The sequence below is a fragment of the Paraburkholderia sp. MM5384-R2 genome, from assembly GCF_014201025.1.
GTDB classification, from domain to species: domain Bacteria; phylum Pseudomonadota; class Gammaproteobacteria; order Burkholderiales; family Burkholderiaceae; genus Paraburkholderia; species Paraburkholderia tuberum.
Genome location: NZ_JACHDI010000013.1, coordinates 1 through 14,807, shown reverse-complemented (window position 1 = coordinate 14,807; position 14,807 = coordinate 1). Strand labels below are relative to the sequence as shown.

General features: G+C 63.5%; 13 protein-coding genes, 1 tRNA gene, 1 pseudogene and 1 riboswitch. Of the genes and pseudogenes, 6 read left to right on the top strand and 9 right to left on the bottom strand.

Annotated elements, in window-relative coordinates; all coding sequences use genetic code 11:
* Positions 1 to 102 precede the first annotated feature (102 nt).
* The 5 genes from HDG37_RS20555 to HDG37_RS20535 form a co-directional block, all read right to left on the bottom strand.
* Positions 103 to 744 carry an urea amidolyase associated protein UAAP2 gene (locus tag HDG37_RS20555; protein WP_184022979.1) on the bottom strand — a complete coding sequence of 214 codons (642 nt, stop codon included), beginning with the start codon at positions 742 to 744 and terminating at the stop codon, positions 103 to 105.
* A gap of 15 nt (positions 745 to 759) precedes the next feature.
* Positions 760 to 1,476, bottom strand: a complete 717-nt coding sequence (locus HDG37_RS20550) for an urea amidolyase associated protein UAAP1 (protein ID WP_184050822.1) — start codon at positions 1,474 to 1,476, stop codon at positions 760 to 762.
* Positions 1,477 to 1,489: 13 nt separating this feature from the next.
* Complete coding sequence (locus tag HDG37_RS20545) at positions 1,490 to 2,281, bottom strand: ABC transporter ATP-binding protein (RefSeq protein ID WP_184050820.1); 792 nt, start codon at positions 2,279 to 2,281, stop codon at positions 1,490 to 1,492.
* Entirely contained in the window at positions 2,278 to 3,090 is an 813-nt protein-coding gene (locus HDG37_RS20540) for an ABC transporter permease (protein ID WP_184050818.1), read from the bottom strand. Before HDG37_RS20540 ends, HDG37_RS20545 begins: the two co-directional genes overlap by 4 nt.
* A gap of 75 nt (positions 3,091 to 3,165) precedes the next feature.
* Entirely contained in the window at positions 3,166 to 4,236 is a 1,071-nt protein-coding gene (locus HDG37_RS20535; RefSeq protein WP_184050816.1) for a putative urea ABC transporter substrate-binding protein, read from the bottom strand.
* A gap of 57 nt (positions 4,237 to 4,293) precedes the next feature.
* Positions 4,294 to 4,393: riboswitch (guanidine-I (ykkC/yxkD leader) on the bottom strand.
* 299 nt (positions 4,394 to 4,692) lie between these two features.
* On the opposite strand from HDG37_RS20535, the gene HDG37_RS20530 reads away from it, so the two are divergent.
* A complete protein-coding gene (locus HDG37_RS20530; RefSeq protein WP_184050814.1) occupies positions 4,693 to 5,904 on the top strand; it encodes an MFS transporter in 1,212 nt (403 codons plus the stop codon).
* Positions 5,905 to 6,086: 182 nt separating this feature from the next.
* On the opposite strand, the gene HDG37_RS20525 is transcribed toward HDG37_RS20530, so the two are convergent.
* From HDG37_RS20525 to HDG37_RS20510, 4 genes are all read right to left on the bottom strand, one after another.
* A tRNA-Met gene (locus tag HDG37_RS20525) sits at positions 6,087 to 6,163 on the bottom strand.
* Between the two features lie 86 nt (positions 6,164 to 6,249).
* Positions 6,250 to 7,908 (bottom strand): MFS transporter, encoded by a 1,659-nt coding sequence (locus tag HDG37_RS20520; RefSeq protein ID WP_184050812.1) that lies wholly within the window; start codon positions 7,906 to 7,908, stop codon positions 6,250 to 6,252.
* A gap of 206 nt (positions 7,909 to 8,114) precedes the next feature.
* A complete protein-coding gene (locus HDG37_RS20515; protein WP_184050810.1) occupies positions 8,115 to 9,674 on the bottom strand; it encodes a sensor histidine kinase in 1,560 nt (519 codons plus the stop codon).
* Positions 9,675 to 9,683: 9 nt separating this feature from the next.
* Positions 9,684 to 10,481 (bottom strand): response regulator transcription factor, encoded by a 798-nt coding sequence (locus HDG37_RS20510; protein WP_184050808.1) that lies wholly within the window; start codon positions 10,479 to 10,481, stop codon positions 9,684 to 9,686.
* Positions 10,482 to 10,736: 255 nt separating this feature from the next.
* Between HDG37_RS20510 and recA the strand changes: the two genes are divergently transcribed.
* The 5 genes and pseudogenes from recA to HDG37_RS40060 all read left to right on the top strand — a co-directional run.
* On the top strand, positions 10,737 to 11,813 hold the full coding sequence (recA, locus tag HDG37_RS20505; RefSeq protein WP_018421721.1) for a recombinase RecA: 1,077 nt from the start codon (positions 10,737 to 10,739) through the stop codon (positions 11,811 to 11,813).
* A 7-nt stretch (positions 11,814 to 11,820) separates the two neighbouring features.
* Positions 11,821 to 12,579, top strand: a complete 759-nt coding sequence (recX, locus tag HDG37_RS20500; protein ID WP_184050806.1) for a recombination regulator RecX — start codon at positions 11,821 to 11,823, stop codon at positions 12,577 to 12,579.
* 130 nt (positions 12,580 to 12,709) lie between these two features.
* Positions 12,710 to 13,384: a DUF2889 domain-containing protein gene (locus tag HDG37_RS20495; RefSeq protein WP_184050804.1), complete on the top strand. Its 675-nt coding sequence runs from the start codon at positions 12,710 to 12,712 to the stop codon at positions 13,382 to 13,384.
* A 55-nt stretch (positions 13,385 to 13,439) separates the two neighbouring features.
* Positions 13,440 to 14,609 carry an ADP-forming succinate--CoA ligase subunit beta gene (sucC, locus tag HDG37_RS20490; RefSeq protein WP_184050802.1) on the top strand — a complete coding sequence of 390 codons (1,170 nt, stop codon included), beginning with the start codon at positions 13,440 to 13,442 and terminating at the stop codon, positions 14,607 to 14,609.
* A gap of 91 nt (positions 14,610 to 14,700) precedes the next feature.
* A pseudogene (locus HDG37_RS40060) lies at positions 14,701 to 14,807 on the top strand (succinate--CoA ligase subunit alpha); the annotation flags it as partial.

The window sequence follows — 14,807 nt, the reverse complement described above, 5'->3', positions numbered from 1 at the left end:
AGTCGCGTCAGCGATGCGTCTGGGTCAGTTCTTCGCGCGTACGGCTGAAGTACCGGCCCGAGCGAACCAGCATGAGCAGAAAAAGCCAGAGGCGGATGCGCTTCAATTCCATATCAGCAGCTCCGCGGGCGTCGGGTTGTAGGCGTTGCACGGATTGTTCAGCTGCGGGCAGTTGGAGATCAGTACGATCACGTCCATCTCCGCGCGCAATTCGACGTATTTGCCCGGCGCGGAAATGCCGTCTTCGAAGCTGAGCCCGCCCGTGGCCGTGACCGGCACGTTCATGAAGAAGTTGACGTTCGCGCCGATGTCCTGCTTCGACAGGCGGCCGTCGTGAGCGCAGGCACGCAGGAAGTTGTCGCGGCAGCTGTGCATGTAGCGCTTCTCCAGTGCGTAGCGCACCGTGTTGCTCTCCTGCGCGCAGGCGCCGCCGAGCGTATCGTGGCGGCCGCACGTGTCGGCGACGATCGTCAGCATCGGCTTGCCGAGGTTCGAGTACAGCACCGAGCCCGTCGTCAGGTAGAGGCTTTTTTGCCGGCGCAACGTGCGTTGCGGGTCGAAGCGCTCGCGCGGATCGGCGAGGCTGTAGAACAGCGTGTCGACGGCCTGGTTGCCTTCGAGATCGACGATGCGCAGCGTTTGCCCGGCCTTCACCTCGTGTAGCCACGGCTCGCCGGCGGCGAGTGTCTCGCGATAGACCGCGGTTTCCGGACGTTTGTCGCTGACGATAAGCGTGCTGGTCATAAGCGTGGCCTTCGCTCAAAGAAAGAAGCGTTCTGTGTTGATGAAACCGCGTGCGTTCTCTTCGCATGCGGTGCGGCAAACTTCGGCGACCTCGGGCCGCGCGTCGCTCAACTCGAGTTTGACGGGCCTCGGCGCGTACTCGGGGTTCGGGTCGAGCGGGTGCTGGATCGCGGTGAGCACGACGAGCGTGTTCATCGGTGCGTAGAGCTCGACGTAGTTGCCGGCTTTTGAGTTTCCTGGCACGAAACTGAGAACGCCGTCGTCGCTGACATCGACACGGCTGAACAGATTGAGCGTCATCAGCAGGTCAGTGATGCCGAGCCCCCACTTGCTCATTTCGACGAGCAGGTTGTCCGTGCCGTTGCGATAGAACGCGTTGCGCAGCTCCTGGTAGCGGCCCGCGCCGTATCGTTCGCGAACCTCGTCGGCATTCGACACACCGCCGATGCTGTCGTGCCAGCCACAGGTATCCGCGACGATCGCGGCAAGCACGCGGCCCATGTCGGAGTACAGGCAGTGCCCGACCGTTAGCCTGGCCGTGTGCTGGCACTTCAACGAATCCGGCAGATTGAGCCGTTCGCTCTTTTCCGTCGCGTTGACCATCATCACGCTGACGTTCGCGCCGCCGCGCAGGTCGGTAACGCGCAGTGATCGACCACGCTTGACGATCAGCGACGTATGGCCGCCGCCTGGGACGGTTTCTTCAAGCAATAAGGTCGTATCTGAGTTCATACCTGAGTTCCCTTCAGTCGGAGACCAGTTCGATATGCGATGCGCCCCGCACGGCAGCCTCGGCGATATGCACGGCGGACATGGAATCGCGGCTATGGTCGAGCGCAATGTTGTAGGTGATGCGCGCGCCGTAGGCACCCGGGGCCTGCGGGTCGACGCGCACCTTGTCGAAAACCAGCACGCGGCTTCCCAACGTGAAGCCTTCTTTCAGGTCATGCGTGACCATGAAGATCGTGAGCTTCGCTTCGCGCCACAGGCCGGAGAGCAGCTCATGCATGTCCTTGCGGATGCCGGGGTCGAGCGCGCCGAACGGTTCGTCGAGCAGCAGCACGCGAGGCTTCATCATCAGCGCCTGCGCGATCGCGAGGCGTTGCTGCATGCCGCCCGACAGCTGCTGCGGAAACTTGTTCAACGCAGCGCCCAGCCCGACGCGCTCGAGCATGGCAGCTGCCTCGTCTTGCGCCACGCGCCGGCGGGCACCGAATAGCCGGCCGGTGAACTTCGCCTGTGGAAGCTCCAGCCCCAGCATCACGTTGCGCAACACGCTCAGATGGTCGAACACCGAGTAGCGTTGAAACACGACGCCGCGATGCCGGTCCGGTTCGCCGGGCAGCGGCTTGCCGTCCAGCAGGATCTCGCCGCGCGTCGCGTGCTCCTGACCCAGCAGCAGGCGCAGAAACGTCGACTTGCCGCAGCCGGACGCGCCGACCATCGAACAGAACTCGCCTTCCTTGACGGTCAGATTCAAACGCTCGAGCACGACCTGGTCGCCGTACTCTTTCCAGACGTTGCGGACTTCGATCATCGCGCGCCTCCGTACCACGGGAAGCACCATTGCGTGATCCGGCGCAGCAGCTCGTCGGTGAGCCATGCGAGCAGCGTGATCCACGCGACGTACGGCAGGATCAGATCCATCGACAGATAGCGGCGCACGAGAAAGATGCGGTAGCCGAGGCCATCGGTCGACGCGATCGCTTCGGCGGCGATCAGAAAGAGCCACGCCGCGCCGAGAGAAAGACGCGTCGCCGCCAGCAGACGCGGCAGCAGTTGCGGCAGCACCAGACGCAGAATCAGCGTCCAACTGGTGGCGCCGAGCGTCTGCGCCTTGACCCACAGCTCGACTGGAATCTCGCGGGCGCGAGCATGCAGATCGCGAATGATCACCGGCGTGATGCCGACGACGATCAGCACGACCTTCGACAACTCGTCGAGCCCGAACACGATGAACAGGACCGGCAGCACCGCCAGCGGCGGCACCATCGAGATCACGGTGATGAATGGCGACAGCGTCGCGCTGACGAGCGGCAACGAACCGGTCGCGATCGCGGCCACCAGTGCGATCACGGCACTGACGACAAGGCCGATGCCGAGCCGCCGCAAGCTCGACAGCGTGTCGGTCCACAACAGATACTCGCCGGTGCGCTTGTCCTCGGTGAAGGCGGCCGACTTCACCGCGTCGCTCATTTGCGCCGCGCTCGGCAGCAGCTTGTCATCGGGATTGACCGAGAGCCGCATCGAGGACCCGGTGAAGTAGACCGCGAACAGCACGACGAACGGCAGCAGAAGCAGCATCAAGCCGCCGATCCGGCTCGGATGTCGATTGATGAGTCGCATGGTGAGCGCCTGGTTGGAAAGCTGGGATGCGAGCCCGCGATAGCGAGCCCCCGGCGAGTGCCTGGCCGGTCCGTGTCAGAGCTTGCCCGCGGCCGCCATCGCGACGTAGGTCGGATCGAAACGCAGCTTGACGTTGTTCTTGTTGCCGACGACGACGCCCTTGTCGAACGCCATGCCGACCGCGTCCGCGCTCTTCGCGTCCTGTCCGAGCAGGCCGTGATCGAAAGAGAACTTCGCGACGCGCGTCATGATCTTCGGCATGTCGGCGCTGGTGACGAAGTCGAGCGCGGCTTGCGGCGAATAGAAGAGGGCGGTCGTCGCCAGTTGGCCCTTGAAGTTGGCGAGATCGGTGCCCGAGGCCTTCGCCATCGCGCTCAGCGCGGACGTGCTGGCCGCGGAGTCGGTGTGCATCAGCGCGACCATTTCGAACCATGCACCGGTCAGCGCTTTGCCGAGGGCGGGGTTCTGCTGCAACGTCTTCGTGTTGACGACCATCATGTCCATGATTTCGCCGGGGATCTTGCTGGAGTCGAAGACTTCGCTGACGTTCGGCTGCGACTTCAGATCGGCGAGCATCGGATTCCAGGTGACCGCGTTGTGAACCGAGGGGGTCGCGAATGCGCCCGAGATGTCGGCATCCGAGGTGTTCACGACCTTGAGGTCGCGCTCGCTCATGTGAGCGCTTTCGAGCGCGCGTGCGAGCAGGTAGTGGGAGACGGAAAACTGCACGAGGTTGACCTGCTGCCCCTTCAGGTCCGCGATCTGCTTGCCCTTGCCCTTCATCAGCACGCCGTCGTTGCCGTTCGAATAGTCGCTGACGATCAGTGCCGTCGAATCCACGCCGCCGGAGGCGGGAATCGTGAGCGCGTCCATGTTGGTCATCGCGCAGCCGTCGAACTTGCCGGCCGTGTACTGATTGATGGACTCGACGTAGTCGTTCAACTGCACGACGTCGACATTGATGCCGTATTTCCTGGCCCATTTGGACACGATGCCCTGGGTTTTCGCCTCACCCCATGGCATCCAGCCGGCGTAGATGGTCCAGCAGACCTTGAAGTCGTTGCGGCCCGCGGCGAAGGTGGGGCTCGAGGCGAAGGTGGCGAGGGAGACGGCGGCAATGCCAAGACAGCGAACGAGCTTGAACATGGGTTGACCTCGGAGGGGACGGTTAGCGACGGCAGGGAGCAGCGCAAACATCGCGTTCTCTCCCGGGCTTTTGTCCCGCCGTGTAACCTCGCCTGAGGTCGACAGCTCTCGGACCAGCACCTGCGTGAAGCAGGCCGGAACCCTAGCCGTCCATTTCCAGATTGTCTGTCGAACCGGAGGTTGCGCCGGCTCCTTGCGCGCTCTTTAAAGCGGGAAGTGTGCCAGGGGGCATGCCGCGGGTTGGTCGCTAGCTTTGTGCGGCGAAGGGCAAGTTTTTGCCCTGGGGCGGGGAAGGTGTGCACTGATGTGTGTCAGGGAGTGCACTCGATTCGGGCGTGAGAGGACGGGTATCCGACTCAGCGATGCCAGATAAGATGCAACGGTCGTAGCGGTCTGCCTTGCTGCTCGCATGCGTCTGCGCCGTTCGAACGTGTTACTTGATGCCATCCCTATCGAATGCAAAACGAACCGCAAGTCAATGTCGTCCGGCAGATTCCACGCAGTGTGTGGGTTCTAGGATGTGTGAGTCTTTTCATGGACATCTCATCCGAAATCATCCACAGCCTGCTGCCGATGTTTCTGCTGGCAAGCCTTGGCGCCGGCGCCGGCACGATCGGGCTCATCGAGGGCATCGCGGAGGCCACGGCCCAGATGGTCAAGGTGTTTTCTGGAACGCTCAGTGACTACCTCGGCAACCGAAAGTGGCTCGCCGTAGCAGGGTATTCGCTCGGCGCCATGAGCAAGCCGCTTTTTGCCATTGCGTCCTCGGTTGGAGTCGTGGTGACGGCGCGCGTCATTGACCGTGTCGGCAAGGGCATCCGCGGTGCGCCTCGCGATGCACTCATCGCGGATGTCACGCCGCAGCACCTGCGTGGCGCGGCCTTCGGTCTGCGCCAGTCGCTCGATACGGTCGGTGCGTTCCTCGGACCGCTGCTGGCCGTTCTCATCATGCTGATATGGGCAGATAATTTTCGGCTTGCCTTCTGGCTTGCCGTCATTCCCGGTGTGCTCGCGGTCGCGCTGTTGACGTTTGGTATCACGGAGCCTGAGCACGAGCCTCGCGCCAAAAGAAGCAATCCTGTGCGGTGGCAGAGTCTCAGGGAGCTTGGTTTGGACTACTGGTGGGTCGTAGGGATAGGCGCCGTTTTTGCGTTGGCGCGATTCAGCGAGGCTTTTCTGGTGCTTCGTGCGATGGGCAGCGGCGTACCGATTGCGCTCGTTCCGCTCGTCATGGTGGCGATGAATATCGTCTACGCGCTGTCCGCTTATCCGTTCGGGAAGCTCGCGGACACGATGCGCCATACGCGGCTGCTGATAGGTGGTCTGATCGTGTTGATTGGCGCCGACCTCGTGCTTGCACACGGCACCCACTGGAGCATAGTCGTCGTAGGCGTAGCGCTGTGGGGGCTGCACATGGGGATGACGCAAGGCCTGCTCGCTACGATGGTCGCGCACACGGCACCTGCGCATCGGCGCGGGACTGCGTTCGGTTTCTTCAATCTGCTGAGCGGCATCGTGACGCTGGTTTCGAGCGTTATCGCAGGCCAGTTGTGGGAACGTCTGGGGGCAGCCACGACCTTTTATGCGGGCGCAGCCTTCGGTCTGATGACCGTGGTGCTGCTGCTCTTTCACCCGACACCGGCTCAATCTCTTCACGACCTGAGCTAACGTGGCATAGCCGGGGTATCCGTCTGGAAAATGCGCGCGTTGTTGCCGCTATTTCCCCAACGTTGAGTGGTGTGTCGCTGCGTCTGCCTGAACTCGGATGCCCATCGGTCGTCAGGCTTCGTGACAGCGTTTCAAAACAAAAAAGCCGCTGTCCTTGTGGGACAGCGGCTTTTTCTTGAAGCTGGTGGCGAATCAGGGACTCGAACCCCGGACCTGCGGATTATGATTCCGTCGCTCTAACCGACTGAGCTAATTCGCCGAAAGAAGCGAGATTATGCTGGGGCAGCCGGAGGCTGTCAACCCCCGCCTCACAACTTTTTCAGATGGCTCCGGCTGTCGGTCCACTCAATCCTTCGCGTAGATATCCGAGTCCTTGGTTTCGCGCACGAACAGCATGCCGATCACGAAGGTGACCACCGCGATGATGATCGGATACCAGAGCCCCGAGTAGATGTTGCCCTTCGCCGCGACGATCGCGAACGCGGTGGCCGGCAGGAAGCCGCCGAACCAGCCATTGCCCACGTGATACGGCAGCGACATCGACGTATAACGGATGCGCGTCGGGAACATCTCGACCAGCATCGCCGCGATCGGCCCGTAGACCATCGTCACGTAGATCACGAGGATCGTCAGGATCACGATGCTCATCGGCCAGTTGATCTGAGCCGGATCGGCCTTCGGCGGGTAGCCGGCGGCCTTCAGCGTCGCGGCGAGCGTCTTCTCGAACGTCTTGGCTTGCTCCTTCGCGTCGGCGGCACGGCCGTCGAACGTGTTGACGACCGTATCGCCCACTCGGATCTGCGCGATCGTGCCGGCAGGCGCCGCGACGTTGTCGTAGTTCAGGCCGGCTCGCGACAGCGCGCCCTTCGCGATGTCGCATGAACTCGTGAACTTCGCCGTGCCCACCGGGTTGAACTGGAACGAGCACTCGGCCGGATCGGCGATCACGACGATCGGCGACTTCGCGGTTGCCGCTTCGAGCGCCGGGTTCGCGTAGTGCGTGAGCGCCTTGAACAGCGGGAAGTAGGTGAGTGCGGCGATCAGCAGGCCGGCCATGATGATCGGCTTGCGGCCGATGCGATCCGACAGCGAGCCGAAGAACAGGAAGAACGGCGTGCCGATCAGCAGCGCGAGCGCGATCATGATGTTGGCGCTCGAACCGTCGACCCTCAGCGTCTGCGTGAGGAAGAACAGCGTGTAGAACTGGCCCGTGTACCAGACGACAGCCTGGCCGGCCGTCAGGCCGAGCAGCGCGATAATCACGACCTTCAGGTTCTTCCATTGGCCGAACGCTTCGGAAAGCGGCGCCTTCGAGGTCTTGCCCTCGGCCTTGATGCGCGCGAACACCGGCGACTCATGCAGTTGCAGGCGAATCCACACCGACACCGCGAGCAGCAGGATCGACACGACGAACGGAATGCGCCAGCCCCAGGCGCCGAACGCGTCTTCGCCCATGAACGTGCGAATGCCGAGAATCACGAGCAGCGACAGGAACAGACCGAGCGTGGCGGTGGTCTGGATCCATGCGGTGTAGAAGCCGCGGCGGTTCGCCGGCGCGTGTTCGGCCACGTAGGTCGCGGCGCCGCCATACTCGCCGCCGAGCGCGAGACCCTGCAGCAGGCGCATCGCGATGAAGAGCACCGGCGAAGCGATGCCGATCGCCGCGTAGCCCGGCAGGAAGCCGACGAGGAACGTCGACAGGCCCATGATGATGATCGTGATCAGGAACGTGTACTTGCGCCCGACCATGTCGCCGAGCCGCCCGAATACGATCGCGCCGAACGGCCGCACCGCGAAGCCCGCCGCGAAGCTGAGCAGCGTGAAGATGAACGCCGCGGTCGGATTGACGCCGGAGAAGAAGCTCTTGCTGATGAAGGCCGCAAGCGAGCCGGCCAGATAAAAGTCATACCACTCGAAAACCGTACCCAGCGACGATGCGAAGATCACCCGCTTCTCATCGCGCGTCATCGGCACGTGCGCGATTTGCCCGCCAACGGTAGCCATATGTCGTCTCCAATATTGATATACACGCGGATCGCCGGCACAGGCGTTCCCGTGCAACCGATTATTGGAGTGGAAACTTACGGCGTTCTGACTCGGCGCCTGAACCTGGGGTAGTCCGGTAAGTCGACGAATAGGCGTTCAATTTCCGTTAATGTGCTGGTATGTTCCCGCAATCCACGCTGAAAATCTCAAAAAAACGCTGACCGTCACGCTGACGATAAAGGCGCGTTAGGGTAAGTCCCGCCCCGTTCGAGCTCGTGCAAGCTGACGCGCACCAGTGTGCCGGCGAGCCGCGGCGACTCCTGGTAGACGTTGTCGACGATGGCGAGCTCGCCGCCGTGCATTGCCGCAATTTCGCGCACGATCGCGAGGCCGAGGCCGCTGCCGTCGCCCTCGCGGCCCAGAATCCGGTAAAAGCGCTCGACCACACGCGAGCGCTCGCTGGCCGGAATGCCGAGCCCGGTGTCCTCGACTTCCAGATGTACGAGCCGCGCGGGGGCGTCGTGCCGCACGCGCACGGTGATGCGGCCGCCCGCCGGCGTATAGCGGATCGCGTTGTCGATCAGGTTCGACAGCATTTCACGCAGCATCACCGGATTGCCGGCGACTTCGACCGGCTCGTCGGGCGCTTCGTAGCCGATGTCCATCTGCTTCGCGAGCGCGGCCGGCACCCATTCGCGCACCGCGCTGCGCGCGAGTTCGCCGAGTTCGAGCGGCGTGAAGATCTGCCCCGATCGACGGTTCTCCGCGCGCGCCAGCGCGAGCAATTGCGTGACGAGCCGCGCGGCCTGCTCGGAGCTCGTCGCGATCTGTTCGAGCGAGCGACGAACCTCGGCCGACGCGTTCTGGCGCAGCGCGAGCTCGGCCTGGGTGCGCAGGCCGGCCAGCGGCGTTTTCATCTGATGCGCGGCGTCGGCGATGAAGCGCTTCTGTAGCTCCATGTTCTGTTCGAGGCGCGTGAGCAGATCGTTGAACGACGTGACGAGCGGCTCGATTTCCGGCGGCGCGCGGCGCGCTTCGAGCGGCGACAGATCGTCCGGCCGGCGCGCGCGGATATGCGCCTGCAGCGCATGCAGCGGCTCGAGCCCGCGCGACAGCCCGAACCACACGAGCAGGATCGCGAGCGGCAGGATCACGAACTGCGGCAGGATCACGCCCTTGATGATGTCGTTGGCGAGCTGGCTGCGCTTGTCGAGCGTTTCGGCGACCTGCACGAGCACGGCCTGCGCGCCCGGCGTCTGCGGAAACTCGACGGTCGTGTAGGCGACGCGGATGTCGTTGCCGCGCAGCACGTCGTCGCGGAATTCGACGAGGCCCGGTGGCGGGCGGTCCTCCTCGTGCGGCAGCGGCATGTCGCGCTCGCCGGCCACGAGCTCGCCGCGCGTGCCGAGCACCTGAAAGAACACGCTGTCGACGTTGTCGGCGCGCAGGAAATCGCGCGTCGACTCGGGCAGCGACAGCTCCGCGACGCCGTTGACCGGATGGATCTGGCGCGCGAGCACGTAGGCGTCGGTTTCGAGCGCGCGGTCGAACGGCCCGTTCGCGATCGACTTCGCGACCAGATAGGTGACCGCGAGGCTCATCGGCCACAGCAGCAGCAGCGGCGCGAGCATCCAGTCGAGAATTTCGCCGAACAGCGAGCGCGGACGCGCTTCGGCGGCGGCTTCGGTTTCGTCGGGCGGGGCGAACGGATTGGCGTAGCGCGCGTCGCGCGCCTCGTCGAGGTCCGCAGCGTGCGCCGTGGCGCGATCAGCGCGTGCGGACATCGCTGGCCTCTATTTGTAGTGGTGGCTCGCCGGCATCGCGCTGGACGACGGCGCGGTGGACGTTTGTGCCGCTTGTGCCGCTTGTGCCGTCTGCGGCTCGGAGCCGGCCGGGGTGGCGGGCGCGCTCGCATTCGCCGGCGGCGCCGCTTTTTCGAGACAGTAGCCGAGCCCGCGCACGGTGATGATGCGCACGCCGCTCGGTTCGATCTTCTTGCGCAGCCGGTGCACGTAGACTTCGATCGCGTTGTTGCTGACTTCCTCGCCCCATTCGCATAGATGGTCGACGAGCTGCTCTTTCGAGACCAGCCGACCGATCCGTTGCAGCAGCACTTCGAGCAGCCCGAGTTCGCGCGCGGACAGATCGATCGCCTGGTCGTTGACGTAGGCGATGCGGCCCACCTGATCGAACGACAGCGAGCCATGCCGCACGACGGTCGGGCCGCCGCCCGCGCCGCGCCGTGTCAGCGCGCGCACGCGCGCTTCGAGTTCGTTCAGCGCGAAGGGCTTGGCCATGTAATCGTCGGCGCCGAGGTCGAGGCCTTTGACGCGTTCGTCGACGCTATCGGCGGCGGTCAGGATCAGCACGGGCAGGTTCGAATTGCGCGCGCGCAGGCGGCGCAGCACCTCGAGCCCGGACATGCGCGGCAGGCCCAGATCGAGGATCAATAGGTCGAACGTCTGCATTGACAACGCGGTATCGGCTTCCATGCCGCTTTTCACGTGATCGACCGCATAGGCCGATTGGCGGAGTGATCGAACCAGACCATCCGCGAGTATGCTGTCGTCTTCGGCAATCAGAATTCGCATGATGCGCCAGCCTGGCTTTGCCGGCACCGTGGGGGTTGCCCCGGCGCGCAGCGGTCTCCGAACATTATTGTGGGTAGTTGGGGCGATGCGACAGTAAAAGATGCGCGTTCGCATCACAATCGCGCTTGCCAAAACCACTGTTTTTTTATACAGTGTCTGCGTTTCGTGTGATCTCCTGGAGACTCCGCTCAATTCGAGTGGAACCACGGGTGCACATCTGCCTCAGACGCCGTTCATCATAGCAAAGGACGATTCATGGAAGAAAGCAAGAAAGGCTCGGCTGGACTGACTGCTGAAAAGAGCAAGGCTCTCGCCGCCGCGCTCGCGCAGATCGAAAAGCAGTTCGGCAAAGGGTCGGTCATGCGGCTCGGCGCAGGTGAGGCAGTCGAAGACATCCAGGTGGTCTCCACCGGATCGCTCGGCCTCGACATCGCACTGGGCGTCGGCGGTTTGCCGCGCGGCCGCGTGGTCGAAATCTACGGTCCGGAATCGTCCGGTAAAACCACGCTGACGCTGCAGGTCGTCGCCGAAATGCAGAAGCTCGGCGGCACCGCGGCGTTCATCGACGCGGAACACGCGCTGGACATTCAATACGCGGGCAAGCTCGGCGTGAACGTCGCCGACCTGCTGGTCTCGCAGCCGGACACAGGCGAACAGGCGCTCGAAATCGCCGACGCGCTGGTGCGCTCGGGCTCGATCGACATGATCGTGATCGACTCGGTCGCGGCGCTGGTGCCGAAGGCGGAAATCGAAGGCGAAATGGGCGACTCGCTGCCGGGTCTGCAGGCGCGTCTGATGTCGCAGGCGCTGCGCAAGCTGACCGGCACGATCAAGCGCACGAACTGCCTCGTGATCTTCATCAACCAGATCCGCATGAAGATCGGCGTGATGTTCGGCAACCCGGAAACCACCACGGGCGGTAATGCGCTGAAGTTCTACGCGTCGGTGCGTCTCGACATTCGCCGCATCGGCTCGATCAAGAAGAACGACGAAGTGATCGGCAACGAAACCCGCGTGAAGGTCGTCAAGAACAAGGTGGCGCCGCCGTTCCGTGAAGCGATTTTCGACATCCTGTACGGCGAGGGCATCTCGCGTCAGGGCGAAATCATCGACCTCGGCGTGCAGGCGAAGATCGTCGACAAGGCCGGCGCATGGTACAGCTACAGCGGCGAGCGGATCGGTCAGGGCAAGGACAACGCGCGTGAATTCCTGCGCGAAAATCCGGATATCGCTCGCGAAATCGAGAACCGTATCCGCGAATCGCTGGGCGTTACCGCGATGGCGAACGCCGTGACCGGCGCGGACGCTGAAGTCGCGGGCGAAGAAGAGTAAGCATCAAGTGATACGCAAAGGCCGGCCGCTGTCCGGTTCCGACTCCGGACGCTATCCGGACGGCCCGCGCGACGCGGCGGACGGATCGCCTGAGTCCGGCGATCCGTTCGAACCGTTCGACGCACATGACCGCGCTGCGGGCCGCGGCCCCCAGCGTACGCGGTCTGCGCCCGCTGCAGCGTCGTCCAGCCGGGATTCCTCCGGACTCGATTCCCCAATTCCCTCCGAGGTCACCTACACCCGCTCGCGTCGCCAACCCGGCGAAGAGAAGCCGGGCCAGTCCGACAAAGACGACAGCAGGAAATCCCAACGCCCCGCCCGTTCGCTGAAAGCGCGCGCGCTCGGCTATCTGTCGCGCCGCGAATATAGCCGCGCCGACCTCGCCCGCAAGCTGAAGCCTTACGTCGAGGAAACCGATTCGCTCGACACGGTGCTCGACGCGCTGCAGGCCGAAAACTGGCTATCCGACTCGCGCTTCGCGGAAAGCCTGATCCATCGGCGCGCATCGCGGCTCGGCACGAGCCGCATTCTCGGCGAACTGAAGCAACACGCGCTCAACCCGGCGCTCGTCGAAGAGGCGAGCGCGCAATTGCGCGAAACCGAACTCGTGCGCGCCCAGGCGGTCTGGCGCAAGAAGTTCGGCCAGTTGCCGCAAACGCCGGCCGAGCGCGCGAAGCAGGCGCGCTTTCTCGCGTCGCGCGGCTTCTCCGGCGCGACGATCGGCAAGATCCTGAAGGGTATCGACGACATCGGGGACGGCGACTAACACGCCAGTCTCGACGGGTAGGGCAATTACCGCGCCGTAACCTGGCGCCAGGCCGTGCGCAATCGGGGCTGTCCCAAATACCCGTTATGCTAAACTCCAGAAGTTTTCCAATCCGGCCTTTCCTTCCCGCATGTCGCTTTCCCCGCCAGTGTCCAGTCAGTTGCGCCATCGTCGCGCAATCAGAGCGGAAGCTTACGAGCGAGCCGATGGCCTGTGGGATGTGGAAGCGTGCCTGACCGACGAAAAGCCACGCGATGTGGCGCTTGCGTCGGGTGTCCGGCCCAATGGTCAGCCGATCCATGAACTCTGGCTTCGCATCACCATCGATCGCAAGCTCAATGTCGTCAACGCCGAGGCGTCGTCCGACTGGGTGCCCTATCCAGGGTTGTGCCAGGCCAGCAATCCCGCCTACCGTGCCCTCATCGGGCTCAATCTGTTCCACAACTTCCGTCGCGATGCTGCCCGTTTGCTGGCCGGCACGGCCGGCTGCACGCATCTCACCGAGCTGTGCGCGATCCTGCCGACCGCCGCGATCCAGGCGTTCGCCGGCGACGTATGGAACACCGATGACGGCACGCCGGGCGCGAACGCGGGTTCGGGAGACGAATCGTCCAACGGCACAGGCGAGCATTCCAACGACAAACCGCCATTCCAGCTGGGACGCTGCCACGCGCTGCGTTTCGACGGCGAGGCGGTGAAACAGTTTTATCCGCGCTGGTATGGTCATGCACCGCGTCCGGCGGAACGCGCGGCCTCGTCGGACGGCGCGGCGGCCCGCGAACGAAGCGGCGACGCGTCGGCCTGAACGGCGGCAACGGAATCGAAGTTCTATCCAACTCTCAGACTGAAGGGAATCACGCATGAAGATTCACGAGTACCAGGGTAAGGAAATCCTGCGGAAATTCGGCGTCGCGGTACCGCGCGGCAAGCCGGTCTTCTCGGTGGACGATGCGGTCAAGGCCGCGCAAGAGCTGGGCGGCCCGGTGTGGGTCGTGAAGGCTCAGATCCACGCGGGTGGCCGTGGCAAGGGCGGCGGCGTCAAGGTCGCCAAGTCGCTGGAACAGGTTCGCGAGTACTCGAACCAGATCCTCGGCATGCAGCTCGTCACGCACCAGACCGGTCTGGAAGGCCAGAAGGTGAACCGCCTGCTGATCGAAGAAGGCGCCGACATCAAGAAGGAACTGTATGTCGGTCTCGTGATCGATCGCGTTTCGCAGAAGATCGTCGTGATGGCGTCGAGCGAAGGCGGCATGGACGTCGAAGAAGTCGCGGAAAAGACGCCCGAGCTGATCCACAAGGTTGCCGTCGATCCGTCGACTGGCCTGAAGGACTCGGAAGCAGACGACCTCGCGAAGAAGATCGGCGTGCCCGACGCTTCGATTCCGCAAGCTCGCGCGATCCTGCAAGGCCTGTACAAGGCATTCTGGGAAACCGACGCATCGCTCGCCGAAATCAACCCGCTGATCCTGACCGGCGACGGCAAGGTCATCGCACTCGACGCGAAGTTCAACTTCGACTCGAATGCGCTGTTCCGTCACCCGGAAATCGTCGCGTACCGCGATCTGGACGAAGAAGATCCGGCTGAAATCGAAGCGTCGAAGTTCGACCTCGCGTACATCTCGCTCGACGGCAACATCGGCTGTCTGGTGAACGGCGCCGGCCTCGCAATGGCAACGATGGACACCATCAAGCTGTTCGGCGGCGAACCGGCGAACTTCCTCGACGTCGGCGGAGGAGCTACGACCGAGAAGGTTACCGAAGCGTTCAAGATCATGCTGAAGAACCCGAACCTGACCGCGATTCTGGTCAACATCTTCGGTGGCATCATGCGCTGCGACGTGATCGCGGAAGGCGTGATCGCGGCCTCGAAGGCCGTGTCGCTGAAGGTGCCGCTCGTGGTCCGCATGAAGGGCACGAACGAAGACCTGGGCAAGAAGATGCTCGCCGAATCCGGCCTGCCGATCATCTCGGCGGACAGCATGGAAGAGGCGGCTCAGAAGGTCGTCGCGGCTGCTTCGGGCAAGGCGTAAGCCAGCTGTCCACGGCGCATTTACCAGCTCATTTGCCAGCTCATTTGCCAGGTTTACGAGTGGCGGCGCGCAAGCGACACAGGCGTGCAGCATCGCGCCGAGTGGCGCTACCGCGCGACGCCAAACGAACAGAGGTCAATACATGTCGATTCTGATCAACAAAGACACCAAGGTCATCACGCAGGGCATCACCGGCAA

Bases quoted from the DNA above. Each gene is read 5' to 3' on its own strand.
- HDG37_RS20535 (WP_184050816.1), bottom strand. From the start codon at position 4,236: ATGTTCAAGCTCGTTCGCTGTCTTGGCATTGCCGCCGTCTCCCTCGCC.
- HDG37_RS20520 (WP_184050812.1), bottom strand. From the start codon at position 7,908: ATGGCTACCGTTGGCGGGCAAATCGCGCACGTGCCGATGACGCGCGAT.
- HDG37_RS20510 (WP_184050808.1), bottom strand. From the start codon at position 10,481: ATGCGAATTCTGATTGCCGAAGACGACAGCATACTCGCGGATGGTCTG.
- HDG37_RS20545 (WP_184050820.1), bottom strand. From the start codon at position 2,281: ATGATCGAAGTCCGCAACGTCTGGAAAGAGTACGGCGACCAGGTCGTG.
- HDG37_RS20550 (WP_184050822.1), bottom strand. From the start codon at position 1,476: ATGAACTCAGATACGACCTTATTGCTTGAAGAAACCGTCCCAGGCGGC.
- HDG37_RS20530 (WP_184050814.1), top strand. From the start codon at position 4,693: ATGCAAAACGAACCGCAAGTCAATGTCGTCCGGCAGATTCCACGCAGT.
- HDG37_RS20555 (WP_184022979.1), bottom strand. From the start codon at position 744: ATGACCAGCACGCTTATCGTCAGCGACAAACGTCCGGAAACCGCGGTC.
- sucC (WP_184050802.1), top strand. From the start codon at position 13,440: ATGAAGATTCACGAGTACCAGGGTAAGGAAATCCTGCGGAAATTCGGC.
- HDG37_RS20495 (WP_184050804.1), top strand. From the start codon at position 12,710: ATGTCGCTTTCCCCGCCAGTGTCCAGTCAGTTGCGCCATCGTCGCGCA.
- recA (WP_018421721.1), top strand. From the start codon at position 10,737: ATGGAAGAAAGCAAGAAAGGCTCGGCTGGACTGACTGCTGAAAAGAGC.
- HDG37_RS20515 (WP_184050810.1), bottom strand. From the start codon at position 9,674: ATGTCCGCACGCGCTGATCGCGCCACGGCGCACGCTGCGGACCTCGAC.
- HDG37_RS20540 (WP_184050818.1), bottom strand. From the start codon at position 3,090: ATGCGACTCATCAATCGACATCCGAGCCGGATCGGCGGCTTGATGCTG.